The organism is Streptomyces sp. NPDC032721 (genome assembly GCF_055579625.1).
In genome coordinates this window covers 1-21996 of sequence record NZ_JBVIMX010000005.1, presented here as the reverse complement: position 1 = coordinate 21996, position 21996 = coordinate 1, and the positions used below count along the sequence as shown (strand labels likewise).

The window sequence follows — 21996 nt, the reverse complement described above, 5'->3', positions numbered from 1 at the left end:
AGACGCCGTGGTGCAGCTCAGGCGTCACCACCGAGGTAGCCCGACGTCTCGGGTGTGTGGTGCAGGTAGTAGGCCGTCCAAGCCGCCAGGTACTCCTCTCCGGAGACGCTGCCGTCACCGTCGGAGTCCATGCCGGCAGCGGTTCTCTCGGCCTCTTGCGGCGTCAGGCCTCCACTTCGCAGGAAGCTCTGCAGTTCGGCGGTGCTGATCTGCCCGTCCCGGTCCGTGTCGATGACGCCGAACTCTGCCATGATCGCGCCCGACAGGCTTTCGGTGAACGTGGAACCGCTGACCATTCCCCGATCCATCGCGGTGACGAATTCCTCTCGGGTGACCTTCCCGTCCCCGTCCGCGTCGGCCTGCCCGCGCACCGCTTCCCAAAGGTGGTGGTAAGCGGCGTGAAGATCCCGGCTCTGTGCGCTGTCGAGCGGGATGTCCGCAGCGCGCACGACGATGGAGGCCAGTGCGGCCATGTCGTCCGCGTCGATCACCCCGTTGCCGTTGGCGTCGAACAGATCGAAGGTGCGGTTGTATCGGGCGGCGGCGGACTCGTTCATACGGTCCCACTTTCCGGGGGGGCGAACTACGCTGGGCAGAGTGCACCGTACTGCCGTAAAACTGCTGGATAACTCGATAAGGCATCAAACTCGTCACATCGTGTGCTGGCCCGGCCTGCTGATGTGACGTGACAAAGCACGGAACGCCTCCCCGTGTGGTGCCTTCGTTGGTTCAGCCGTGAGGCGCCCCCTCGCGCAGATCGCCCAGTTGATTCCAACGTGGCTGGCTTCGTCCGGACACAGTCGGCAACGAAGCGCTCTGCTACAAGACGCGGCCACCGCCGGCAGGTTGGAAATACCTCACTGTTTGACCACTGCCACACCTCGATGGCCGAGGTGTGGTGAGCCCAGGGCTCGCTGCGCCACTGCTGGCGTGGTGGGGTAACAGCGGTTATGGGGCAGGCACGTCGTTCTGCCCCATCACCGCCGACGAGGAGCGGCTGAGCCGTTCCCCGAGGATCACCGGCACCATGCTCGTAGTCGCCCACTGGGCATCAGCTAACGACAGACACCATCCAGCGATCAGATGATCCGAATGAAGTGGTCTAGTGCATTAGCTCGATGTGGGGATGCTCCGGTGCGGCCGGGCAGACGTAGAGCTGTTGGTCGTAGCCGCTGCCGATCTGGACCGCCGTGGGCGTCACGGGGTCGAAGTCGGCAGGTTCGTCGTCCGGTTCCCGGTGCGCGAACCAGGGGCAGTCCTTCCCGTTCCTTTCGAATGAGGCGATGGTCAGCAAGGCGTCCATCTCGGTACCGCATTCGGGGCAAGGGCGCGGGTGCGGGTCGGTGGCATTCCAGCGGGGCCAGCCGCCGAGCTTCCAGCCGGGTGCGGCGGACAGGGCGTCGTCGTAGAACCCTTGCGGGGACGCCTCGTGGTCCGAGCCTTCCTCGGTGATCTCCCACGGGCTCCAGTTCTCGATCTGTCCCTGGAGTTCCTTGCTCAGTTCCAGGTGGTCCGGGTACTCGGTGATCTGCTCCGGGTTGAGCAGGCACGGTTTTGGCAGGTAGCCGTCGAACTGCGTCGCGGGCGGGTCGGGGGGTGTGTCGAGGATGTCGGGGACGGAGGTGGCCGATCTCCAGAAGAGCTTGGTCCTGGGCATGATCGGGTGGTCGAAGGGGCACCACAGGACCTGGAGCAGGTCCGCTCCTTCAGGCGTGGGCAGACCGGGCATGTCCCGTGCGTAGAGCTGCGCGACGGGCAGCATCGCTATCGGCCCGGGGTAGGGCGTGACGGCCGCAGGCCCCACCGGGTAGGTCTGCGGGGGGCGGATCCGGTCCAGGGTCTCCCGTTCCTGCGGCGTCAGATTCCTGCTGTGCGAGGCGGCGTGGATCCGGCGCTCCGTCCGCAAGTCGGCAGGTGCCATAGGAAGGTTGATTCCGTCGACCACGTGGGGGCCGTCGCAGTGGGGCCACGGCTCGTCCGCGGGCCACAGCAGCGGGCCGCCGATCGAACTGTCGTGGGGTGTCGGAGAACCGGGGCGCGGGTGCAGCCGCGTCGCCTTGCGTGCCAGCGGGGCCAGTTGCGGAAAGAGCGCCACCGCGTCGTACGGCCGGCGTGGACTAACTGGCGCACTGCTCGTGGCCTGGTCGGGGCAGGCCGACCAGATCTCGCGCAACAGTTCTGGATAGTGCTCGCCGTATGTGGCGATGGCGTGCCACACCGCGTCCAGTGCGGCCTTGAGCGGGGTGGGATCGGCAGCGGCGATCACGGCGGGGAGAGCGAAGTGCGGTTGCGAGATCTCCCCCGGCGCGGGAGGGGTGGGGATGGGCAGCGCGACCGAGACTGTGTACCGCCCCGTGTCCGGCGGGCAGTACGGCGGCCGCTCCGGAGGCCTGGCGGCAAGCGCGGTTCGCTGCGGTACGGGGAAGTCGGACCGCAGGGTATTGCGCAGCTGGTCCGCGTCGTCGAACGGCGGCGGAAGCGGGCGTCCCTCCGCGAGCTCGGTAAGCGCCCGGTCGACCCACAGTTTGCCGGTCAGGCCCGCTTCCTCACAGGCCAGCCGCGCAGCCAACAGGGCCACTGCACGCTGGACTTCGGGGCCTACAGCATCAAGGGTGTGTACCAGGTCGCGGTCGAAGCGCACCAGGCCGAGCACGTTGCTTCCGGCCTGAGCATGCCGCAGCGCCGCGCTCGGCAGTCGTCCGCCCCACTCCCACCTCTCATAGTGCAGCCGCAGCTCCTCGGCGGTCCATCCCCTGTTCGTGGCCGGGTTGTGCACAAGGCATCCCTTCATCGCGGACGGCCCCAGGAGGTCTTGTCGGTCGGCCGTCGCGATGCACATCATGCAGCGGGCCACTGACAACAGGGTTCGCGGCCGATCGTTCAGACCCCAGCACCGGCAGCTGGGCCCCCAGGCCCCTCATCGCAGCCGTTCTGTGCAGAGGTCCCTTCTCACGGAATGCGGATGGGCTTGTGGGCCGCCTCGGTGGCTACGGTGTCGGCTCGCGGCGCCCAGCGTGATGTGTTCGGCCCGGACCCGCTTCGTGAAGGTCAACGACGGCGCGCGGTGGCCATGTCGCGAGCCGGCAGAGACGGTACGCAGGTGACTGTTCACGGTGCGGCTGTGGTGTTCTGGATCAGGTAGTCGACGACGTCGGTGAGTCGGTCGCGGCGGCGGTGCGCGGTTCGTTGGCGGTCGGCGCCGTTTCCTTCGGCGTGCAGGCGGCGGTGGGCGGTGTGCAGGAGTCTTTCGTCGCGTGGGGTGGCGAGGGGCAGCGTGATGTTCCAGAGGCGGTCAAGCTGGACTGTGGCCGGTTCGAGCCGATGGGTGTGCAGGTTGACGGCTGCGCCGCTGAGGCCGTCGCGGGCGGCGCGCCAGTAGGCGGCCTTCAGCATCTCCTTCTGAGGGTGCGGGGCGGGCCGGGAGTCTTCTACCGCGGTCAGGGCGGTGACCGCGAGTGCTTTGACTGCCGCGACGAGCAGCACTGTGTCCATCACGCTGGGGGCTGCGTCAGCGATGCGGATTTCCAGGGTGGGCAGGTGGTGGGAGGGTCGGATATCCCAGTACACGCCGCCTCGGTCCATGAGGGTTTCGGTACTGAGGAGGTTGGCGACGAGGTCCTCGAAGTGGCTGCGGGACTCGAAGTACGGAGGCGGGCCCGCCACGGGCCAACGCGCCCACGTCATGGTGCGCCAGCTGTCGTAACCGGTGTCCTGGGCCGCCCAGAAGGGCGAGTTGGCACTCAGGGCGATCAGCGTCGGAAGCCAGGGGCGCAGGTGATTGCTCAGCCGGAGCGCCATGTCGAGGTCGGGTACGGAGATGTGGACGTGGCAGGCGCACACGGTCTGCTCGTGGTCCAGGGCGCGGAACGTGGCGGCGCTCTGGGCGTAGCGGGCTCCGTCGGTGAGCGGCGGGGGATGCTGCTGGCCCAGGACGGGGGTGCCGGTGGACGCGATGCGCAGCCCCAGCTGGGCTGCGGCGCGCGCGACGGCGTCGCGGGTGGCGTGCAGTTGGTCGGCCAGGTCGTCGAGGTGGGCGTGCGGGTCGGTCCGCACCTCGACCTGATAGCGGGTGAGCTCGGTCGTGACCCGGTCGCCGAGCTCCGCCGCGGCCAGGGCGACCACCTTGTCGCCTTGTGCGCTCAGCTCCCGGGAGACGGGGTCCACCAGCAGGAACTCCTCCTCCACTCCCACGGTGACGTCGGGCCCGCCGCGGGCAGCGGGGGGCCGTGCACGACGGTCTGCCGCAGACGGCTGTGTTCCGGGCCGTGTCCACTTCTCGCTCTTCATGGAGGCCATTGTGTTGCGTACGGTCATCGAGTTGGAGGGCGCAACGGGGGCCCACGTGCGCGAGACGACACAGGTACTCGTCATCACTGGACTCACCATTTAACGGTCGAGGCATACCGGACCGTCGCCGAAGCCGGCGCGGCCAAGGCTCTCCAGGCCCGGGCCGACCAGCACGGACCGCTGCCGAAAGACGTGGAGGAGGTTGGGGTCCGTGAGGTATCTCCCACGGCCCGGCCGGCCGCGGGCTGGAGGCGGGCGTATCGACTTTCACGAGTTCGCCACCATCGATATAGCGCTTCAGCGGGAGGGGGCTTATGAGGCATGTGGCAACGGGGGTCGCACTTGGTGCGATGCTGCTGTTGGTGACGGGCTGCTCCCCGGAGCAGGTTCCCCTTGCCGGGGTCTCTCTGGACGACAGGGGAGACCCTCAGGCACTGATGCGCCCGTGCGACCGCAAGTTGGTACGCGGTCCGGCTCTTATGGGCACGCTGGCCCGGGTGGCTGAGACGGGTGCGACCAGTCGTGGCCAGGACGGCGAGGCTGCAACGGAAAAGCCCGAGGAGCTCTGGGTCGGCTGGGAGGCCGACGGCAGCCACGAGGCCGCAGACTTCCCGCTCTTCTCGCCGCCGACGCAGTGGCGAGTCGAGCGCCGAGGTATGCAGAGCCTGCAGCCCGGATACACCTACAAACTGTTGTTCGGCGACCCTGACACCTATGCCTACGTCGGCATGGTGCGATTCGATTCCGTGCAGCTCTCGCGCCTGGAGCGGGGACAAGTCCTGACGATGAGAGGCGTCACAAGCCTGGCCGACTTCGAGCAGGCCGCCAGGGAAGCGTGCTGAAGGATCCTCTCGGCATACCCGCCACCAGGCGGGTGCCTTCGCGCGGTGACAACGAGCCTGCTTTTGTGGAGCAATAGTCAGGACTTGTGGATCAGCAGTTGCTCAGCTTCGAGTTGACCGGAGCCTGGTGAGTTCTCCGAGCGCCGAGAGTTCGTCGTCGAGGGGCTCGGCGGCGGTCGGCGAGGTGGTGAGCAGGACGATGACACCGAGGACGATCATGATGGTTCCGATCTTCCAGCCGGTTGGTGCGACCTTGCTGATGGAACTCCTACGGTCTCCCTTCCTGGGCCTGCTCGTCGCGCTTCAGTGTCCAGGGCGCGGACTCGGGCCGCTGGCCAGCAGATTCAGGGGTAGGCAGAGAGACATGAATACTTCCGTAGTCCTGGCCGCCGAGGGCGGCGCACCCTTGTTCCTTATCGTGGTCGGTTTGGTGGTCGCCCTCTTTCTCCTGGGCGCTTTCGCGTTCGGAACTCGGCGCGCGGGGCGCAAGAAGCAGCCGCAGACACCCGCTGCGGGCGGTGTGTCAGGGGCGGAGAGCGGGGGACGCCAGCGCGGTGAGACGTGGCAGACGATCGACGACGACCCCGACCAGGGGAGCCCCCACCGCTGACCACCACCCTGGCCGTGGGTCAGCCACCCCCTCACCAGCGGCTCCCGTTCAGCCCGGACCGCCAGCAACTGCTGCAGGACCCTGCTGGTCGTCCGGCGAGCTCGGGTGTTCAACAAGGGCGTCGGCTGCGGACAACGCCTGCTCGATGTCGCTGGTCGAGGTCGTGACGCACAGCGTGAAGGTGACGTCTTCCAGGTCCGGGCGGGTGACTTTGCCTCGGAGGTATCCCGACGAGCGGCGAGCGCGAGCGGTCCGTGGAGTACCGAACTCCGGCCGCCCGGTGTCCCAGGCGACCCGGGACCTCGGCGATTAGTCCGCCAGACCGAGGCCGGCCGGGGCAACCGCTCCGCTCTGCCCGGCCACCTCCGGCGCGGCCGGGTCCGTCCCAGCGGCACTGCCACCTGGTCAGCGGGCATGAGAGCGGCCATCGTGGTTAACAGATCAGCCATGAAGCGTTTCGGGGGCCGTGGGCCTCCTCGTCCTCCTCGCGGCGGCTGGCGTGGCGGCGGCCTCCGCCGGGGCGGCCTGGTGGTGGTGCGCCGCGGGGCCGTTGGCACTGGCCGCGCTGGCCGGGACGTACGACCTGGTGCAGCGGCGGCATTCGTTCCTGCGCAACTACCCGGTCATCGGGCACGCCCGCTTCCAGGAGGCGACCGTCGCGAGCGCGCTCCAGATCATGGTGGCCATGGGCGCTAGAGATCCGCGCGGCCTGGGCCCGCACCTGCTGCGGCGGCGCGCCACCGACGCGGACGACTTCCGCTCGTACGCGGAGGTGTACGAGTGGCTGACACCCGGACAGTTGGCACAGGACCCGCCGCCGGGCTGGGCCGCCGACTGGAAGGCCGCCGACCCGGACACCTTCGGCTTCTGATCTCCCTTTTTCTCACGCCCCGGCACCACAGTCCCTCTCCACCGATCGACCAATCCACCGGAAGGAACCCGACCATGGCTCGTACCGTTGGCCGTCTCTTCGCCGACACCCTGGAGGAGCTGGGCGTCCGGCACGTCTTCGGGGTCGTCGGTGACGCGCTCAACCCACTCACCGACGCCATCCGCACATCGAAGTCCGTGTCCTGGGTGGGCTGTCGGCACGAGGAGGCCGCCGCCTTCGCCGCCGGGGCCCAGTCGCAGCTCACCGACACCATCGGCGTGTGCATGGGTACGGTCGGGCCCGGCGCGGTCCATCTGCTCAACGGGCTGTACGACGCGGCCAAGAGCGGCACGCCGGTCCTCGCGATCGCCGGCCAGGTGCCGCTGGCGGAAGTCGGCACCGACTACTTCCAGGAGGTCGACAACGACCTGCTCTTCACGGACGTGGCCGTCTTCCGCGCTACCGTCACCTCCCCCGAACAACTGCCGAGCCTGCTGGAGGTTGCCGTCCGCACCGCGATCGGCCGCCGCGGGGTGGCAGTCCTGACCGTACCGGGAGACATCGGCGAGCAGGAGCTGCCCGCCGACCGCCCGCTGCGCCTGTCCCTCGTCGGCTCCGGCAACCGCCCCGACGGCCCGGCCCTGGACGAGGCGGCCCGCCTGATCGACGACAGTGGCGACGTGACCCTGCTGGTCGGCCGGGGCGCGCGCGAGTCCCGCGCGGACGTCCTCGCCCTCGCCGAACGGCTGGGCGCGCCCATGGTCCTCACCCTCAAGGCGAAGGAGGGCTTCGAGGGCGACAACCCCTACCAGGTGGACCAGACCGGACTCATCGGCAATCCGGCCGCCGCGTGGGCGATGGACCACGCGGAGACGCTGGTGCTGCTGGGCACCGACTTCCCGTACCGCGACTGGTATCCGCAGGGGAAGAAGGTCGTGCAGGTGGACCGGGTCGCGGTGCACATCGGGCGGCGGGTGCCGGTGGACGTCGGCCTCGCCGCAGACGTAGGGCCGACGGTGCGGGGGCTGCTGGAGCGGATCAGGCCGCGCAAGGACCACGGCCATCTGGAGTCCGCCCGAGGGAAGTTCCTGAAGTGGAAGCAGGGGCAGGCCAGGCTCGCCGCGCCCGGACACGACCGGGGGCTGGTGGGGAAGGTGCGCTCGGCGTTCGACAACCGGGAGCATCTGGTGCGGCCGGAGGCGCTGGCCGCCGCGATCGACGAGGTGGCGGCGGACGACGCGGTGTTCACCTCGGACACCGGCATGGCCACCGTGTGGCTGTCCCGGTTCGTCGAGATGCGGGGGTCGCGCCGGCTGCTCGGTTCCTACAACCTCGGGTCGATGGCCAACGCGATGCCGCAGGCGATCGGGGCACAGCTGCTCGACCGGGACCGCCAGGTCGTCGCCTTCTGCGGCGACGGCGGCCTCTCGATGCTCCTCGGCGACCTGATGACGATCCGTACAAAGCAACTGCCCGTCAAGCTCGTCGTCTTCGACAATCAGCGACTGGGCATGGTGAAGCTGGAGCAGGAGCAGGCGGGGCTGCCGGAGTTCGGCACGGTCCTGGACAACCCGGACTTCGCGGCGGTCGCACAGGCGCTGGGCATCACCGGTATTCGGGTCACCCGGGCGGAGGAGCTGGAGGAGTGCGTGCGGCGGACCTTCGAGGAGTCGGGGCCGGTGCTGCTGGACGTGCTCACCAACCCGGAGGAGATCGCGGTGCCGGCCAAGCCGACGGTGCAGCAGGGGTGGGGCTTCGCCATCGCCAAGGTACGGGAGAACCTGGACAGCGCGGGGTGAGTCCCGTGAACGGTGGAGAGCCGGATCGGTGCGCGGCCTCAGCTGTCCTAACTTGGGATTTAACCTCCGGTCGCAGGCTGGGTGAGTAGTTGGGATACCCGTTGAGGTGAGACGCCGAGGATGTGGGCGATGTCCCGGCCGGTCAGGTCCTGGCTCTTGAGGGCTGACGCTGTTCGCCGAAGTTCCGCTGCCGCTTGAAGTTGGGCTTTGTGAGCGTCAATGGTTGCCTGGGTCGAAGCTTTTGATGCTGGGGCGAGCCCGACATCGTGAGCGGCTGCGGAAGCCTGTCCGTCGAACAGCAGGTGACCTTCGCCCTCACCCTCGGGCCGCGCGGTTTTGAGACGAAGGAGGTACACCCGTAGGAAGGAGGTACACCCGTAGGGCGGCGGGCCCCGCGGTCGTGGGGCCCGCCTGCTTCCTCAGTGGGAAGGTGCCTGCTTGCGAGCCGATTCCGCGGCCGACCTGGCGCGCCTGCGGGCGGCGTCCGCCGACTTGCGGGCGCCGCTCACCGACCTGCGGACCCCGCGGGAGGCCCTGCGGGCCTCGCGCGCGGAACCCAGCCGGGCCAGCTCGGCGCGGCGGCCGGTGTCCCTGGCGGTGCGGCGGGCGGCGCGGCGGCCCGCCGTGGCCGACTTCTTGGCCCGCCAGGCCACCGACGGCTTGCCGTGGGTGTCGGCGGCCGTGATCAGCAGACCGCCGATCAGGGACAGGTTCTTCAGGAAGTGGGTACGCTGCTGCGCCTTCGCCTCAGGATCCTTCTCCTCCCAGAACCGGTGCCCGGCGAGCGTGGTGGGCACCAGCGTGCCGGCCAGCGCGAGTGCCGCGAACCGGGGAAGGCGTCCCGTAGCGAGCAGTGCGCCCGCGCTCAGCTGTACCGCACCGTTGATCCGCACCAGCTGCTCGGCGTCCGTCGGCAGCCCTGGTATCCGCCGCCCGAGCGGGACGGCCACGGGCTCGGCGTCCGGAGCCACTGGCTTTGGGTGTCGCAGGGTGCCGTAGCCGCCACTGATGAATGTCGAGGCCAGCAAGGGCCTTGCGATCCTCCTGATGAGTGCCATGGACTGCGGGTTCCCCTGACCTGGCCCGTTATGTCTCTGGTCCGCTGTGTCTCTGGTCCGTTATGTCAGAGGACTTGCGGTGTCTCGCGAGTTGCCGTGCCGGCCAGCCGGGTCCGGAGCGCTGCCGCAAAACTTCGCCTCGACGGCATTGCCGTACAGCGTGCCGTCCTTCAACCACTCGCCGTTGAGGTCGAAGGTCAGTGGGTGGGGCCCGTCCCGTCGGGCGCCGGCACCTCGTGAAGCAATTCCTTCAGTTGCGCGGTGGGCAGCAATGTCCCGCGCAGCAGGGTGTGTTGGAAGCGGTTGAGGTCGTCGGTGGTGGAGAGGACGTCGCCGGACGTGCTCAGCCAGGTCATGTTCTGCTCGGTCGCGTCGACGATGGGAGCCTCGGGCTCCTTCGCGTGCAGCCTGGAGTAACGACCGGGTGCGGATCCGGCAGCCGAGGGGCCGTACTGGGAAAGCGGTGCCGCGTAGTTTCAGCGGCCGGACGATGCGGCGGGTGCTCTCCTGTGCGTACGAGCGGCTGGTGGCCTTCTCGACGGCCATCCCGGCGATCACAAAGTTGGTGTTCGAGTAGTGCGGGCTAGTACGGCGTATTCAGTGGGTCGGGGCGCGGCGGGAGCTTCAGCGCGATGGCGACCAGTTCTTCGGGTGTGTGCGTGTCGTAGCGGTGCTCCGGGAAGCCGGGACCCGCGGCGTCGCGGATGAATGCGGGTCTCGGTGTGGTTCGCGATGCCGCTGGTGTGGTTGAGGAGTTGGCGCAGGGTGATGGTGGGGTCGTCGTGGCCGTCGCCCCGCACCAGGCCGGTAGGCCAGCTGTCGACCGTGTCGTCCAGGCTCAGGGCCCCTTCCGCGTCCCGTTGCAGCAGAACGGTGGCGAGGAGGGTCTTGGTGATGCTGGCGCCGCGGAAGTGATCGGCCGCCGTACGCTCGCGGCCCGTGGTGGGTCCGCCGTGGCTGTGGTGTCGTACGCCGGCTGCGCCGTGTGGGCCGTCGGGGCGAGGGTGGCTGCCCCGACGGCCGTGGTCAGCGCGAGGGAGAGTGAGGCGGCGCGTACGGCCCGCTGCTTCACGGGGTGTGTCTCTTCCGGGTCACCGAGAGGGCTGATGCTGCCCCTGTGCTACGGGTGATGCCGAAGTTCGGTGCGAGGGTTGATCGTTGCCACTGGATTCCGTGCCCAGGGGCGGCGTCCGCACCCCGTTCTGAAGGATCTCCTTGCCTACGGGCGGCGTCCGCACCACGCCACGAGGCGCTCGATCGCGGGCGCGTCCGGGGCGACCTCGACGGCCTCGGCGAACGGCGCGCCTTCGCGCGGGCGGTCCTTCAGCGCGCGGTGCATCGCCGAGTAAGCAAATTCGATCACCTCCGGGTCCCAGTCCGGCTGCTGTCCTGTCGCGGTGGCCAAGTCCCAGGTGTGCACGCTGAATTCAGAAGTCCAGACGGCGGCAGCCGCGGCGCCGGGCAGCGTGCCGAACGGCAGCTTGAGCATGGTCGTCAGAATCGCGGGGTCCGCCCACGCGGCCCCGGCCTCCTGGACGGCGTCGTCCCACGCCTGCTGCCGGTTGGCGTCCGCGACCTCGTCGGCGAGAGACGGAAGGGTGTCGACGTCTCCCCCGCGCCCGGCGAGGGCGATCCGACGCAGCACCGCGATCAGGTGTCCGGACAGCCGTCGGACGGTGAACTCGTCACAGGGGGTGGGCCCGTCGAGTTGGTCGAGGCGGATCGCCCCCATGGTGCTACCGGCCAGCAGAATGGCCTTCAGCAGGGGCTGACGGGGGTCGTCGGCCGCAGAGGGGGCGGAGGGAGCGGAGGGGGTGGCGGGGGAGGAGGCGTTGGTGGACTGCTTGAGGTTCTCGGTGTGGGTCATGAGTCCATCCTGCGAGCTAAAGTGGCCACCTTCTGGCCACTTTCCCGCAGAGGATGATCTTTATGAGAGCCGATCGCCTCGTGGCCACCCTGTTGTTCCTCCAGACCCGCACGCGGGTGACCGTGGCCGAGGTGGCCGCAGAGCTCGAAGTGTCGGAGCGGACCGCGCGCCGCGACCTGGAGGCCTTGTCGACGGCGGGCATCCCCGTCTACTCGCAGCCCGGGCGTGGCGGCGGCTGGTCGCTGGTCGGCGGCTCCCGCACCGATCTGACCGGCCTTACTTCCGAGGAGATCCGGGCGCTGTTCCTGCTCGCGGGGCCTTCGTCGACCACGCCCGAACTCCGTACGGCACTGCGCAAGCTGGTACGGGCACTGCCGGCGCCGCTGCGCTCGGGCGCTGAGGCCGCGTCGCGGGCCGGGCTGACCAACGGAACGGACTGGTCGCGCGCCGGGGTGACGGCCGCCGGGCCCCACCTCGCCGCGCTCCAGCGGGCCGTGGTGGAGGGGACCCAGGTGCTGCTCGGGTACGCGGGGCCCGGAAAGCCCGCCGGTGTGCGGACGGTGCATCCATTCGGCCTGGTGGCCAAGGCGGGGGTCGACTATCTGGTCGCCGGGACCGAGAAGGGCCTGCGGACCTTCCGGCTCAGCCGGGTCACCTCGGTCGGGGCGACCGGCGAGAGCGTCGTACGGCCGGATGGATTTGACCTCTCGACCGCCTGGCGGGCTTTCGCCGCGCGGATGGAGGACCGGCTGCACGCGGCGACCGTACGGGCCCGGGCCGAACCGGGTGCGGTGACGATCCTGGAGCGGCTGCTGGGAGGGCGGCTGCACCTCGGGCCGGTGCTGGCCGACGGCTGGCGGGAGATCCGGGTCGACGGGCCGACGGTGGAGATCGTCGCGACGCAGTTGGCGGGGCTGGGCGCGCGTATCGAGGTGCTGGAGCCGCCGGAGGCCAGAGAGCGGCTGGCCCGGCTGGCTGTGGAGCTGGCCGAGGTCTACGGGCGGCCCTGATCCGCCCTCCTCCCAGGGCTCACCTCGGCCCATTTGCCTAAGCCTGGCAGGCGAATGCGGAATGGGCTGACTGAGTGTTTGGTCCGGTGGGGTGTGTTTGGTTCCGCTGGGTCAGGTTCCGCGCCAGTTAGGGGTGGTTTCGCCGGTTAGGCGGCGGGTCATGAGGTCGATCATCGCGAGGTGGATCATGGCTTCGGAGCGGTGGGGGCGGGTTTCGTAGTCGCGGGCGAGAAGCCGGTGGTGCATGAGCCAGCCGCTGCTCCGTTCGATGGTCCAGCATTTCGGGACGACCGTGAAGCCTCTGACACCTGGTGGCCGTCGAACGGGGCGGACGTTGATGCCGAGGAGGGCCCCGTGCTCGATGACGGTGGTGCGCTAGCCGGCGTCCCCCCAGGCTTTGGTGACGTGCGGGTGGGCGGCGATGCGGGTCAGCAGCGTGACGCCGGCCGCGGTGTCGGAGACGCTGGCGGCGGTGACCAGCACGGTCAGCAGGAGGTCCAGGGTGTCGCAGCCGAGGTGGCGTTTGCGGCCGATGATGCGTTTGCCGGCGTCGGTGCCCTGGTCGGTGAGGTGCACGTGGGCGGAGGTCTTGATGGTCTGGGAGTCCAGGACGCAGGCCGATAGTGCGCCTCGGCGGCCCTCGCTGTGGTGGACGAGTGTCCGCAGCAGTCCGGTGAGCTGCTCGACCACGGCGTCCTGTTGCCAGCGGGCGAAGTAGCCGTAGACCGTCTGGTGGGGCGGGAAGTCGTGGGGCAGGTAGCGCCAGGGGATTCCGGTGCGGTCCACGTAGAGGATGGCGTTCATGATCTGGCGGGGGTCGTGCTCGGGCGGCCGGCCGATGTCCAGGGCGAACTGACGGTGCTTGGCCCGCCAGGCCGCCAGGACCGGATGGATCAGGGTCCACCGGGCGGCGGAGAGGTCGCTGGGGTAGCCGTCGTGCCGGGGCATGCTTCAGATGTACTGCGCGAGGGTCGCCCTGGCGAGCGGTCAAAGTACCCTGGATCGGGGTGTGTTGGAGCGAGACGGGAGGAGTCCGGGCGAGACATGCCTCCCCTGCCGCAGAGGGATCGGACACCGCACTCCTCGCTCCAGCACCAGGCCAGCAGAACGCAGTACCACCACAGGTTGCCGTGAAACAGGACCAAACACTCAGTCAGAGGGTGTTTAGCCCGTCTTTACCACCCTTAAAGCCGTTTCATGGCGAGTGGTTGGTGGGGTGAGAGGGGGGCAATGGTTCAGATGGGGTGGAGGCGGCGGCGAAGCTGTTGTTGCGCCCCATCTGCTCCTGCTTCATCCCAAAAGGTGCTGGTTCACGCCGAGTGCTTCAGCTCCGGTCTCGCACGCCCTGCCGTCCCGCTCACGCTTGCCGCCCCCTGGCAGTATGAGCGAACGACGGCGGTATCCCAGCGACCTCTCCAACGCCCGATGGACCGTGGTAGAACCACTGTTGACGAGCTGGTGGGACGACAAGGCCCGCCACGGGCTCAACATCGGCACCCCGCCCCAGCACGATCTGCGCGACCTGCTCGACGCGATCCTCTACGTCGCCCGCACCGGCATTCCCTGGCGCTACCTGCCGCACGAGTACCCCCCCTGGAATACCGCCTACGGCTACTTCGGCCGGTGGGAACCGACGGCATCTTCGAGCACCTCAACGCCCTGCTGCGGCGCCGGGTCCGCGAGGAGGAAGGCCGCCACGGTGAACCGACAGGCTTCGTTATCGATGCGCAGAGCGTGAAGACCTCGACCAACGTCCCCGCCCGCGAACAAGGCGCTGACGTAGGCAAACGGATCGTCGGCCGCAAGCGCAGCATCATCATCGACTCCACCGGCCTGATACTCACCGTACTCGTCACCGCCGCCAGCATCCAGGACTCCGTCGCCGGCGAACGCCTCCTCAACCGCCTCGCCGCCGACCACCCCGGCCTCCGCAAAGGCTGGGCCAACCGCGGCTACCGCGAATACCTCGTCGACCATGCCGCCCGCCTCGGCATCGACCTCGAAGTCGTCCGACGCGCCCCCGGCACCAAGGGTTTCAAGGTCCTGTCAGGCAGGTGGGTGGTCGAACGCACCCTGGCCTGGCTCATGCACCACCGCCGCCTGGCCCGCGACTACGACGCCCTCCCCGCCCGCTCCACCGCCATGATCTAAATTGCGATGATTGCCCTCATGGCCCGCCGCCTCGCCGCCGAAACCACACCAACCTGGCGAGGAGCCTGAAGCGCCATCACATGCCCACCCGGGAGCGGGCCGAAGGATGCTCGCTGGTACCGATTCTCGGTGTCGCAGTGGGAAGCGCAGGGGGATACTCGCCCTGTGGAATGGCGCGAGCAGGTACAAGCGGCAGAACAGCCCGGTGATTGGGATGCAGCTATCTCGCTGGTAAGCGCTCGTGCCGAGTGCTACTCCACCGATTTACTTGCACATGACAGTCATCTGTGGCACATGGATCTGCTCGTTCGTGCAGAGCGATTCGACCAGCTCACCGAACTCGCACTCACAGACGTCCACGCGCGTCGGCGACTCAACAGATCGCTCCACGAGCGGGGGACGGACACAGAACTGCGCCACCGTGCTGAGGCTGGCGACAGAAGCGCCTTGTATCACCTCGCGAAGTTGCTGTGCGGAAGAGACCAGCTTCAGGAAGCCCACGAAGCGGTTGAGGGTCTAGATCCTGAGAACGAGTACGCGCACCAGCTCGTGGCCGACTTCCGGACAGCCTCTGGCGGCACTCGGTAACTCGTCGGCGCGGACTGCCGTAGGTCCGCGAAACGATGCCACTTCCAGGCGAAGTATCGGTAGAAAACACCCTCTCAACGTCTTGGGCCGCGACAGCTTTACTGCCTTCGTCCCGGCTGGCGGGGCCTTGCGGCCGCTGCGCGACCCGGCCGCTGCCGGGCTTGGCGATGATGACGACGGTGCGGCGGCGTGAGCGTCCCGGTCAGCTTCCGCCGCCGTAGCCGGTCGCGGACTCTGCTTCGGCGGCTGTTGCCGGAGAGGCGGTGGCCTACTCGTGGTCTGTGCAGAGGTGGGTGGTCAGGGCCGCGCAGGCCCACTCCTCCCAGGCGTCGGGGGACCAGCCCCGGTCGCGGACGAAGATCAGGTATAGCTCCGGACTGAGCAGCCCGTACAGCAGGTCGGCGGCGCGGGCGGTATCGACATCGGGGCGGGCGTCGGGCTTGGAGGTCAGTGCCTTCGCTGCGGCGTGCTGGACGGTATAGCGCGGGTCGGGGCCGGCGGGCCACTGCGCGGCGATCTCCGGGTCCGTGGCGGCCGCAGCCGCGATCAACGGCATGATCGGGGCGACCCGGCCGAGGATGTCGCGTACACCCCGTACGTGGGCGCGCAGTTGGCCGGCCGCGGTGGGCTCGGCGCACGCGGCGCGGAACCAGTCGCGGTCCATCGTGGCGACCGGTTCGACGTCGCCCGCGATGGCCGTGTCGACTACGTCCTTGAACAGCGCGCGCTTGTTTCGGAACACGAAGTACACGGTCTGGACGGCCACACCCGCGCGATCCGCAACCTCCTGAAGGCTTGTCGCACCGTACCCCTGCGCGACGAACAGCTCCCGCGCCGCCGCAACGATCTTCTCGCGGGTACGCCGCGAGCGCTCGGCCCTCTTGTCGGGGCGCTTGATGTTCTGTCCGTCGGATCCCTTGACCGCATCCATGCCGGGAGTCTATCTCTAGAGTCAGTCACTAGAGATGAACTCTAATTTCTTGGAGGGGTAGCGATGAGTGAGAATCGGACGGCTGCGGAGCTCGAACAAGAGGGTTTTGTGCGCCGGGTGTTGGAGGACTTCTACCGGGACGGCAAGCCGCCGTGGGACAGCGGCGTCACGCCGCCCGAGCTGGTGGCCCTGACAGAGGGGCCCGGTGCGCTGATGCCGGGCCAGGTCCTCGAACTCGGCTGCGGCACCGGGACCAACGCGGTGTACCTGGCCCGGCACGGCTGGCGAGTGACGGCCGTCGACCTGGTCGACCGCGCGGTACGACAGGCTCGGGAGAAGGCCGACGCCGCAGGAGCGGACGTCACGGTGCTGTGCGGGGACGCCACCCGTCTCGACGAGGTGGGCGCGCCCGGTCCGTACGACCTGTTCTTCGACCTGAGCTGCTACTGCGGGATCCCACCGCACCGCCGCGACGCCTACGCAGCCGGCCTCACCAAGCGTGCCGCCCCCGGTGCGCGATTGCTGATGTTCGGGTATGGGCCCGGGGCGTTTGACGACTCATGGTCCGGCGTCACTGCGGACGAACTCACCGCCAGGTTCGCCGGGTGGCAGCTGGACGACGTGACGCCCGGCACGAACCCGGTCCCGACTTTCTGGTTCACGCTGCGTCGCGGCGCCGACGCTGCATGAGCTCAGTCGCGCCGGGCAGCTCCGGGCTGCGGCTGCCGCGCGCGGCCGTTCTCAAGAACGAACATCTGTGAGAGTTCTGCGAGAGCGCCGGAAGTGATCACGTTTCCCCAGGTCGCCACTCGCAGAAGTCCTCTTGAAACCCGCGCGTTGTGCGAGGCACTTCTGCCCGAAGGTCAGGTCGCGAGCGGGTAACTGTTGTCCCTTGTGGTTCCCTTCCTCCGCCTTTGGTATGACGAATACGCGATACGGGTTGCATCCGTGAGCAATCCCGCAGCGTGGCCAGCGCGTACCGGGAGCGAACGGCCGATCGGTTGCCGGTTCGGTGTGCCGGGTTATGTGGGTGCAGGGCGGGGTGCGGGCAGTGCGTGGGGGAGTGGGGGTGTGAGGTTGAGGAGGGCCCAGCGGCGGTGGCCGTCCTGGGTGTTCTCGGTGCCGCAGTCGGTGGCGCCTTGCCGGGCGAGGGCGTTGAGCAGGTTGTCGTGGTCGGGGTGTTCGGTGTGGGGGCTGCTGCTGAGGACGAGGATGAGGGCGTGGTCCTGGTGGTCGGAGAGGTGCACGCTGAGGTGGTTTCCGCCGTCGTCGACGGCTGCGGTGACCAGGAGTCTGACGGGGGGCGGTGGTGGGGTGCGTCCACGGGTGCCTCCCGCGTACCGGCATCGGGGTCTGCGGTCAGGGTGCGGCGCCCCGTGCCGTCCTTGGGCGGTATCGGACTCGGACAGCGCGTGCTGCCCGTGCCGCCGGCCGTCTGGTGCACCGGATCGAGGCGGGACGGAGCCCGGCACACCGCGGCCTTCGCTCGCGGACGCCGGAATCCGTGTTCCCCCGACAGCCAGCAGCCCGCTCTGCTGCAACCCAGCTCGTGGTACACAACAGCTGAACGGTCATTCCACCCAGCAGTACGTGCAGAGCACGGCGTTGCTCGTCGGTCAGCGCGACTCGGAGGGTGTTCGGCATGGCATCACTCCCCAGGAACGCCTGTCAGACGCAAACAACTTCACCAGCTCCGCGTGGTGCTGTGACCGGATAGGTTCGCCGGGTCTGACGGGGAGACGAGGAGCGGGACTGTGGCGGGCGTGGGGACGGGCGATGAGTGACAACTACCTGACGGTGATTCCGACCGATCCGTACTGGCAGCCCAGTAAGGATGCGGCGGACCGTGCTGCAGTTGTGTTGTCCGGGATGCTTTGTGACGACGACGCCCGACGTGGTCTGGAAGCCAAGTGGCACGACAGCGTCGAGGTGGTCCACTGCTTCGCCAACCTGGAGCAGATCTCCTGCCCGCGGTGCGGCGTGGAGCTCGCACCTGGCTGGTGGGGTGATGCCGTCTCGCAGTGCTACGCCGAGGGCTTTTCGACGCTCGTGGTGACGGTTCCCTGCTGCGACGTCGAGACGTCGCTGAACGAGCTGGTGTACGACTGGCCGATGGGGTTCGCGCGGTTCAGGATCGAGGTTTTGTATCCGAACCGGGCTTGGCTGACCGATGCGGAGTTGGCCTCTCTCGCGGGTGTGCTCGGACATTCCCTGCGACAGATTCTCATCCATATCTAGGGCTGTGACCAGGCAGGTTCGGCGGCGTGGTCAGACAAAACTGCGGTTTGAGGGGGCGCCCATCCCAGCGGATGCCCTTTTCGCTGCGTATGCGCATACGGGAGCGAGTGGTGGAAGAGGCGAGACATGGGCCTACGAGCTGTACGGCAAGTCCCACGAAGGGCGGGTGGGCGTCGTCCTGGAGGACGGAGAGACCCCTAAGCCGGTGTACTTCACCTCCATGTCCGGTGGCGACGCACGACGGGTGGGGATGGGTTTTGCCCGGATTCGGCGCCGTGCTGTGGGGGTGGGGAGTAGCGTGTTGAGCAGGGCGTGCGGCTGTCCGGTGTAATGGGCCGGTCTCGTACAGGTCGCTCCTGGCGTGTCAACGAGCCGAGGACCTCGGGGTGCCGGCGGAATGTTGCCGGTGTTGCCCACGAGTCGCGGACTCAGTCGTGCGGTGGGGGCTGAGGGTCGCGGCTTGTCCAATTACGCGAAAGGCGCGGCGGACCGGCCGGTGCGGCGGTGCAATGGTGTTATGCGCTCTCGACGGAGTCAGCAGCTTCACCGTGCGGCACAGCGAGTATCGCGGACCGGCGGAAGCCGCCGACCGGGCGCGGGCGCTCGCCCCGGCGGTGGCGCCGGGCGGCCCCAGGGGGCGGACTGGGCACGCCTGGTGGAGCTGACGGCGGTGCTGCTGGCCTCCCTCGTCGCCGTGCTCAGCGTGTGGTTCTCCCACCGGCAGGCGAACAACCAGCTGAGGATCAGCAGGGAGGAGCTGACCGCCGCTCAGGAAAGTCGCATCACCGACCGGTACACGGCAGCCGTGGGCAACCTGGGGGACGACGCGCTGGACGTCCGCTTGGGCGGCGTCTACGCCTTGCAGCGCATCATGGAGGACTCACCCCGCGACCACCCGACCATCGCCAACGTCCTCGCCACCTACATTCGTGTACATGCCGTCAAGCCGCCGAAGCTGCCGGAACCGTCGGAACCGCTGAAATCGCAGGCACCGCCGACACAGTCCCCGCGCGACGCCCTGGCCTCGCGGGTCCCGTCCGACGTCCTGGCCGCGCTCCAGGCGGTCAGCAGGCGCGATTCCGCCCGTGACCGCTCGTTCGTACCCGATCTGCGCGCCGCGTACCTGCCGGGCGCCGATCTGGGACACGACCCCGACGCGGCCGACGCGGCGGAGAGCCGGCCCGCCCAGCTGCGCCGTGCGCTTCTGCGGGCCGCGGACCTCACGAACGCGGAACTGACCTGGGCCGACCTGCGGGGCGCGAGGCTCGCGGGCGCCACGCTGAACGGCGCGGACCTGAGCCATGCGGACCTTCGCGAGGCGACACCGGCCAATGCCGACCTCATCCGCGCCGACCTGTCGCACGCCGATCTACGCAAAGCGGATCTGCGGTTCTCGGACCTGACCGGTGCGGACCTCTGGAAAACCGACCTCCGCGGCGCGGGGTTCTACCGGGCGAACCTGGCCGGACTCACCTTTGGCGAGGCCGACCTGGACGGCGCCGACCTACGGGGCGCCGATCTAACGGGAGCAGCGGTGTCGGTGAGCGAGATCCTGAAGACCCGTATCGACGCGGCGACGAAACTTCCGCCGCGGATCGCCGCCGACCCCGACGTCCGCGCGCGGATCGCCCGGGAGGAGGACGACGCGGCCTGACGGGTGTTCGCCCATGCCCGCACGGCGGGCGCACCCGGGCTGCGCGGATCAGCCCTGCGCGGGCGAGGGCGGCGAAGAAGGCGGGCTGTTCGTGGTTGGCGGGAGAGATCAGCGGCAGTTGGACCCATTGGGGTCAACGGGGTCATTCCTCGGTCTGGGGTGCGGTGCTGTGGCGGGCGGCGAGGAGTTCGTCCAGGAGCGCGAGGACTTCGCCGCGGGCGGCGGCAGGGGTGCCTGCGGCGGGCAGCCCGCGGTCCACGGGGTCGAGAATCCGGCGCAGTGCCGTAATACGGGTGGCGAGGGCGGGTCCGTCGAGCTTGCGGTGCCAGGACATCAGCCGCTCGGCGGGTGCGGTGCGGGCGAGGCGTTCCCACTCGTCGTTGAGGCAGGCCAGGGACCACACGGCGGCGCGCAGTCGTGCCTCGTTGGCCCGGCAGCAGGCGTCACAGGCAAGGTAGCGGGCCCGTGCGGCTCGCTGGCGCGCGGGGCGTACCCGGAAGCTGGCGCGACGGCATACGCCGACTTCGCCGCCCTCCAGCAGCGCAATCACAGCCCCAAGTAGTCACTCAACTGCTGGACGGCTTCCCGAGTACTGGGCAGTTCGCCGCGTTTCCTGGCAGAGGCCTACGGCATCGCCGACGCGGACGGCCGGGCGGTCGCCGAGGAAGACCTGGAACCGGTCATGGCCGCCCTGCGCACGACGGCTGATGAACGGGTGGCCACCGACGAGGTCACCCAGTGGCCTGCGGACACGGCGGGGGAGCGGCCAGCGGGCATGGAGGAACACCCCTTCTTCGGAGCGGCTGCACCAGTGGCCGCGCCAGTGGCCAGCCCGGCGACGGCCACAGTGGCCACACCGGTGGACAACACGGCGGTGACCACTGGCCAGCAGACACCCGTACAGGAAGCGTTCGCGCCGTTCGTTCCGGCCCAGAGCACTCCAGGCGCCGCTGAGCAGACCAGTGTGCTGGCGGGTGGCCACGCGGCGGTGGCCGACACCGGTGAGGCGGCGGCCCGGCTTCCCGAGCATCAGGACGTCGAAGAGCCGGTGCCCACGTCGAAGGACGCGCAGGTGCGCCTGGTCGCCCAATGGCTGGACGAGGCAGAAGCGTCCGGTACGGAACTCAAGGGAACCGATATTGCCGAGCGCCTGTCGCTGACCCCGCGCACCGCGCGGCGGCGCCTCGGTGGGGCACAGGAGTGCCGGGCGCAGCAGCAGCGCAGCACGGGCCGCGGCCACCTGCGGCCGATGGCCGATCAGCCCTGTATGAGTGGAGAGAGTAAAGCCCATTCCTGATCAGTGAGTTCATGTCTGCGCACCCGGCCATGATCCGCGAACGAGCAATCGTTGATCGCGGAGGCTCAGGACCCGCACAATTGCGGCATGACCGAGACTGTCGAGGCGGCCTGGCTCAAGATTCTGACCACCATCGGCGAACCTTCCCGGCCGGAGGGATCACCGCTACTGGAACCCTTTACCGAGCTGGCGAGGGTGGCGCACGCCGAGCCTTTGCTTCGTCAGCTCTACCCCTGGACCGGTATGTGGGAGTTGCACTTCAGCAGGTGCACAGAGTTCCGCCCCACCTGGGACATCCCTTACATCGGAACCCTGAGGGACGGCCGCTATTACGTCGAAGGACCGAGCCGGAGCAGCCCACGGATCGCCGAGACAGACAGCGCAGAGGCCGCAGTAGCAATGGTCGTCGATCGCCTGCCGCCGCACTGCGGCCCGGCCTTCATCGGCAACGCTGAGGAACTGGCCGCCTACGAGAAGGCTCAAGACAGCAAGTAGGCCCGGAGCCGCATGCGACTTTGAAGACGGGCCCTAAAAGTTGTTGCACAAGGGTGGGTGCGGGCAGGGAGTTGGGCGGTTCTGACGTGCCGTTTCATCCGGTGAGGGCGAGGTTGTGCAGGGTGGCGACGGCCTGGACGGCGTGGTGGAGGCCGGGGCCTTTCTGCCGGCAGTCGCGGAGGATCTTCCAGTTCTTCATCCGCGCGAAGGTGTGCTCGACCCGGGCCCGCACCTTGCGGTGTGCGGCGTTGTCCTCCTCCTGCCCCCGCAGCAGCGGGCGCTTGGCCCGTTTGCGGTG

General features: G+C 68.9%; 21 protein-coding genes and 5 pseudogenes. 12 read left to right on the top strand and 14 right to left on the bottom strand.

The window, feature by feature from the left end:
• Positions 1–17: 17 nt before the first annotated feature.
• The 3 genes from ACZ5PB_RS12490 to ACZ5PB_RS12480 all read right to left on the bottom strand — a co-directional run bounded on the left by ACZ5PB_RS12490 (position 18) and on the right by ACZ5PB_RS12480 (position 4287).
• On the bottom strand, positions 18–557 hold the full coding sequence (locus ACZ5PB_RS12490; RefSeq protein WP_468690325.1) for an EF-hand domain-containing protein: 540 nt from the start codon (positions 555–557) through the stop codon (positions 18–20).
• A 545-nt stretch (positions 558–1102) separates the two neighbouring features.
• Positions 1103–2776 (bottom strand): hypothetical protein, encoded by a 1674-nt coding sequence (locus ACZ5PB_RS12485; protein ID WP_468690323.1) that lies wholly within the window; start codon positions 2774–2776, stop codon positions 1103–1105.
• A gap of 332 nt (positions 2777–3108) precedes the next feature.
• Entirely contained in the window at positions 3109–4287 is a 1179-nt protein-coding gene (locus ACZ5PB_RS12480; protein ID WP_468690321.1) for a carboxylate-amine ligase, read from the bottom strand.
• A 350-nt stretch (positions 4288–4637) separates the two neighbouring features.
• On the opposite strand from ACZ5PB_RS12480, the gene ACZ5PB_RS12475 reads away from it, so the two are divergent.
• Together ACZ5PB_RS12475 and ACZ5PB_RS12470 are read left to right on the top strand one after the other, a co-directional pair.
• Complete coding sequence (locus ACZ5PB_RS12475) at positions 4638–5129, top strand: hypothetical protein (RefSeq protein ID WP_468690320.1); 492 nt, start codon at positions 4638–4640, stop codon at positions 5127–5129.
• Positions 5130–5493: 364 nt separating this feature from the next.
• Complete coding sequence (locus ACZ5PB_RS12470) at positions 5494–5739, top strand: DUF6479 family protein (RefSeq protein ID WP_468690318.1); 246 nt, start codon at positions 5494–5496, stop codon at positions 5737–5739.
• A 48-nt stretch (positions 5740–5787) separates the two neighbouring features.
• On the opposite strand, the pseudogene ACZ5PB_RS12465 reads toward ACZ5PB_RS12470, so the two are convergent.
• A pseudogene (locus ACZ5PB_RS12465) lies at positions 5788–5943 on the bottom strand (DUF5133 domain-containing protein); the annotation flags it as partial.
• 433 nt (positions 5944–6376) lie between these two features.
• On the opposite strand from ACZ5PB_RS12465, the pseudogene ACZ5PB_RS12460 reads away from it, so the two are divergent.
• Positions 6377–6610: pseudogene (locus ACZ5PB_RS12460) on the top strand (FMN-binding glutamate synthase family protein); the annotation flags it as partial.
• 74 nt (positions 6611–6684) lie between these two features.
• The gene (locus tag ACZ5PB_RS12455) at positions 6685–8409 is read left to right on the top strand and encodes a thiamine pyrophosphate-dependent enzyme (RefSeq protein WP_468690317.1); all 1725 of its coding nucleotides are present in this window, start codon (positions 6685–6687) and stop codon (positions 8407–8409) included.
• A gap of 419 nt (positions 8410–8828) precedes the next feature.
• On the opposite strand, the gene ACZ5PB_RS12450 is transcribed toward ACZ5PB_RS12455, so the two are convergent.
• The 5 genes and pseudogenes from ACZ5PB_RS12450 to ACZ5PB_RS12430 all read right to left on the bottom strand — a co-directional run bounded on the left by ACZ5PB_RS12450 (position 8829) and on the right by ACZ5PB_RS12430 (position 11334).
• Positions 8829–9467, bottom strand: a complete 639-nt coding sequence (locus ACZ5PB_RS12450; RefSeq protein WP_468690315.1) for a DoxX family protein — start codon at positions 9465–9467, stop codon at positions 8829–8831.
• Between the two features lie 197 nt (positions 9468–9664).
• Positions 9665–9823: a hypothetical protein gene (locus ACZ5PB_RS12445; RefSeq protein WP_468690914.1), complete on the bottom strand. Its 159-nt coding sequence runs from the start codon at positions 9821–9823 to the stop codon at positions 9665–9667.
• A 91-nt stretch (positions 9824–9914) separates the two neighbouring features.
• Positions 9915–10013, bottom strand: a pseudogene (locus tag ACZ5PB_RS12440) (hypothetical protein); the annotation flags it as partial.
• An 8-nt stretch (positions 10014–10021) separates the two neighbouring features.
• The gene (locus ACZ5PB_RS12435) at positions 10022–10363 is read right to left on the bottom strand and encodes a serine hydrolase (RefSeq protein ID WP_468690863.1); all 342 of its coding nucleotides are present in this window, start codon (positions 10361–10363) and stop codon (positions 10022–10024) included.
• Positions 10364–10686: 323 nt separating this feature from the next.
• Positions 10687–11334: a TIGR03086 family metal-binding protein gene (locus tag ACZ5PB_RS12430; protein WP_468690314.1), complete on the bottom strand. Its 648-nt coding sequence runs from the start codon at positions 11332–11334 to the stop codon at positions 10687–10689.
• 62 nt (positions 11335–11396) lie between these two features.
• On the opposite strand from ACZ5PB_RS12430, the gene ACZ5PB_RS12425 reads away from it, so the two are divergent.
• Complete coding sequence (locus tag ACZ5PB_RS12425) at positions 11397–12344, top strand: helix-turn-helix transcriptional regulator (RefSeq protein WP_468690311.1); 948 nt, start codon at positions 11397–11399, stop codon at positions 12342–12344.
• 111 nt (positions 12345–12455) lie between these two features.
• On the opposite strand, the pseudogene ACZ5PB_RS12420 reads toward ACZ5PB_RS12425, so the two are convergent.
• A pseudogene (locus ACZ5PB_RS12420) lies at positions 12456–13292 on the bottom strand (IS5 family transposase).
• A gap of 433 nt (positions 13293–13725) precedes the next feature.
• Here ACZ5PB_RS12420 and ACZ5PB_RS12415 point away from each other — a divergent pair.
• Both ACZ5PB_RS12415 and ACZ5PB_RS12410 read left to right on the top strand, forming a co-directional pair.
• Positions 13726–14564 (top strand): annotated as a pseudogene (locus tag ACZ5PB_RS12415) (IS5 family transposase).
• 225 nt (positions 14565–14789) lie between these two features.
• Positions 14790–15083, top strand: coding sequence for a hypothetical protein (locus tag ACZ5PB_RS12410; RefSeq protein ID WP_468690308.1), 294 nt, complete (start codon positions 14790–14792; stop codon positions 15081–15083).
• Between the two features lie 268 nt (positions 15084–15351).
• On the opposite strand, the gene ACZ5PB_RS12405 is transcribed toward ACZ5PB_RS12410, so the two are convergent.
• Positions 15352–16014 carry a TetR/AcrR family transcriptional regulator gene (locus ACZ5PB_RS12405; protein WP_468690307.1) on the bottom strand — a complete coding sequence of 221 codons (663 nt, stop codon included), beginning with the start codon at positions 16012–16014 and terminating at the stop codon, positions 15352–15354.
• 63 nt (positions 16015–16077) lie between these two features.
• Between ACZ5PB_RS12405 and ACZ5PB_RS12400 the strand changes: the two genes are divergently transcribed.
• Positions 16078–16704: a class I SAM-dependent methyltransferase gene (locus ACZ5PB_RS12400; protein WP_468690305.1), complete on the top strand. Its 627-nt coding sequence runs from the start codon at positions 16078–16080 to the stop codon at positions 16702–16704.
• A 332-nt stretch (positions 16705–17036) separates the two neighbouring features.
• Here ACZ5PB_RS12400 and ACZ5PB_RS12395 read toward each other — a convergent pair whose 3' ends face one another.
• Complete coding sequence (locus tag ACZ5PB_RS12395; protein WP_468690303.1) at positions 17037–17261, bottom strand: hypothetical protein; 225 nt, start codon at positions 17259–17261, stop codon at positions 17037–17039.
• A gap of 529 nt (positions 17262–17790) precedes the next feature.
• Here ACZ5PB_RS12395 and ACZ5PB_RS12390 point away from each other — a divergent pair.
• Positions 17791–18252, top strand: coding sequence for a hypothetical protein (locus tag ACZ5PB_RS12390; protein ID WP_468690302.1), 462 nt, complete (start codon positions 17791–17793; stop codon positions 18250–18252).
• A gap of 655 nt (positions 18253–18907) precedes the next feature.
• Entirely contained in the window at positions 18908–19906 is a 999-nt protein-coding gene (locus ACZ5PB_RS12385) for a pentapeptide repeat-containing protein (protein ID WP_468690301.1), read from the top strand.
• 142 nt (positions 19907–20048) lie between these two features.
• On the opposite strand, the gene ACZ5PB_RS12380 is transcribed toward ACZ5PB_RS12385, so the two are convergent.
• Positions 20049–20456: a hypothetical protein gene (locus tag ACZ5PB_RS12380; RefSeq protein WP_468690300.1), complete on the bottom strand. Its 408-nt coding sequence runs from the start codon at positions 20454–20456 to the stop codon at positions 20049–20051.
• Positions 20457–20588: 132 nt separating this feature from the next.
• On the opposite strand from ACZ5PB_RS12380, the gene ACZ5PB_RS12375 reads away from it, so the two are divergent.
• Positions 20589–21203, top strand: coding sequence for a hypothetical protein (locus tag ACZ5PB_RS12375; protein ID WP_468690299.1), 615 nt, complete (start codon positions 20589–20591; stop codon positions 21201–21203).
• 87 nt (positions 21204–21290) lie between these two features.
• Positions 21291–21698, top strand: a complete 408-nt coding sequence (locus tag ACZ5PB_RS12370; RefSeq protein WP_468690297.1) for a DUF6193 family natural product biosynthesis protein — start codon at positions 21291–21293, stop codon at positions 21696–21698.
• A 94-nt stretch (positions 21699–21792) separates the two neighbouring features.
• Here the strand turns inward: ACZ5PB_RS12370 and ACZ5PB_RS12365 are convergent.
• Positions 21793–21996 (bottom strand): transposase family protein (locus ACZ5PB_RS12365; RefSeq protein ID WP_468690296.1); only part of this gene is annotated, 204 nt, incomplete at its 5' end.

What these genes read in the sequence shown, in the direction of transcription:
- ACZ5PB_RS12490 (WP_468690325.1), bottom strand. Translation starts at nt 557, where the DNA reads ATGAACGAGTCCGCCGCCGCCCGATACAACCGCACCTTCGATCTGTTC.
- ACZ5PB_RS12480 (WP_468690321.1), bottom strand. Translation starts at nt 4,287, where the DNA reads ATGAAGAGCGAGAAGTGGACACGGCCCGGAACACAGCCGTCTGCGGCA.
- ACZ5PB_RS12475 (WP_468690320.1), top strand. Translation starts at nt 4,638, where the DNA reads ATGCTGCTGTTGGTGACGGGCTGCTCCCCGGAGCAGGTTCCCCTTGCC.
- ACZ5PB_RS12470 (WP_468690318.1), top strand. Translation starts at nt 5,494, where the DNA reads ATGAATACTTCCGTAGTCCTGGCCGCCGAGGGCGGCGCACCCTTGTTC.
- ACZ5PB_RS12455 (WP_468690317.1), top strand. Translation starts at nt 6,685, where the DNA reads ATGGCTCGTACCGTTGGCCGTCTCTTCGCCGACACCCTGGAGGAGCTG.
- ACZ5PB_RS12450 (WP_468690315.1), bottom strand. Translation starts at nt 9,467, where the DNA reads ATGGCACTCATCAGGAGGATCGCAAGGCCCTTGCTGGCCTCGACATTC.
- ACZ5PB_RS12445 (WP_468690914.1), bottom strand. Translation starts at nt 9,823, where the DNA reads ATGACCTGGCTGAGCACGTCCGGCGACGTCCTCTCCACCACCGACGAC.
- ACZ5PB_RS12430 (WP_468690314.1), bottom strand. Translation starts at nt 11,334, where the DNA reads ATGACCCACACCGAGAACCTCAAGCAGTCCACCAACGCCTCCTCCCCC.
- ACZ5PB_RS12425 (WP_468690311.1), top strand. Translation starts at nt 11,397, where the DNA reads ATGAGAGCCGATCGCCTCGTGGCCACCCTGTTGTTCCTCCAGACCCGC.
- ACZ5PB_RS12410 (WP_468690308.1), top strand. Translation starts at nt 14,790, where the DNA reads ATGGATCTGCTCGTTCGTGCAGAGCGATTCGACCAGCTCACCGAACTC.
- ACZ5PB_RS12405 (WP_468690307.1), bottom strand. Translation starts at nt 16,014, where the DNA reads ATGGATGCGGTCAAGGGATCCGACGGACAGAACATCAAGCGCCCCGAC.
- ACZ5PB_RS12400 (WP_468690305.1), top strand. Translation starts at nt 16,078, where the DNA reads ATGAGTGAGAATCGGACGGCTGCGGAGCTCGAACAAGAGGGTTTTGTG.
- ACZ5PB_RS12390 (WP_468690302.1), top strand. Translation starts at nt 17,791, where the DNA reads ATGAGTGACAACTACCTGACGGTGATTCCGACCGATCCGTACTGGCAG.
- ACZ5PB_RS12375 (WP_468690299.1), top strand. Translation starts at nt 20,589, where the DNA reads ATGGCCGCCCTGCGCACGACGGCTGATGAACGGGTGGCCACCGACGAG.
- ACZ5PB_RS12370 (WP_468690297.1), top strand. Translation starts at nt 21,291, where the DNA reads ATGACCGAGACTGTCGAGGCGGCCTGGCTCAAGATTCTGACCACCATC.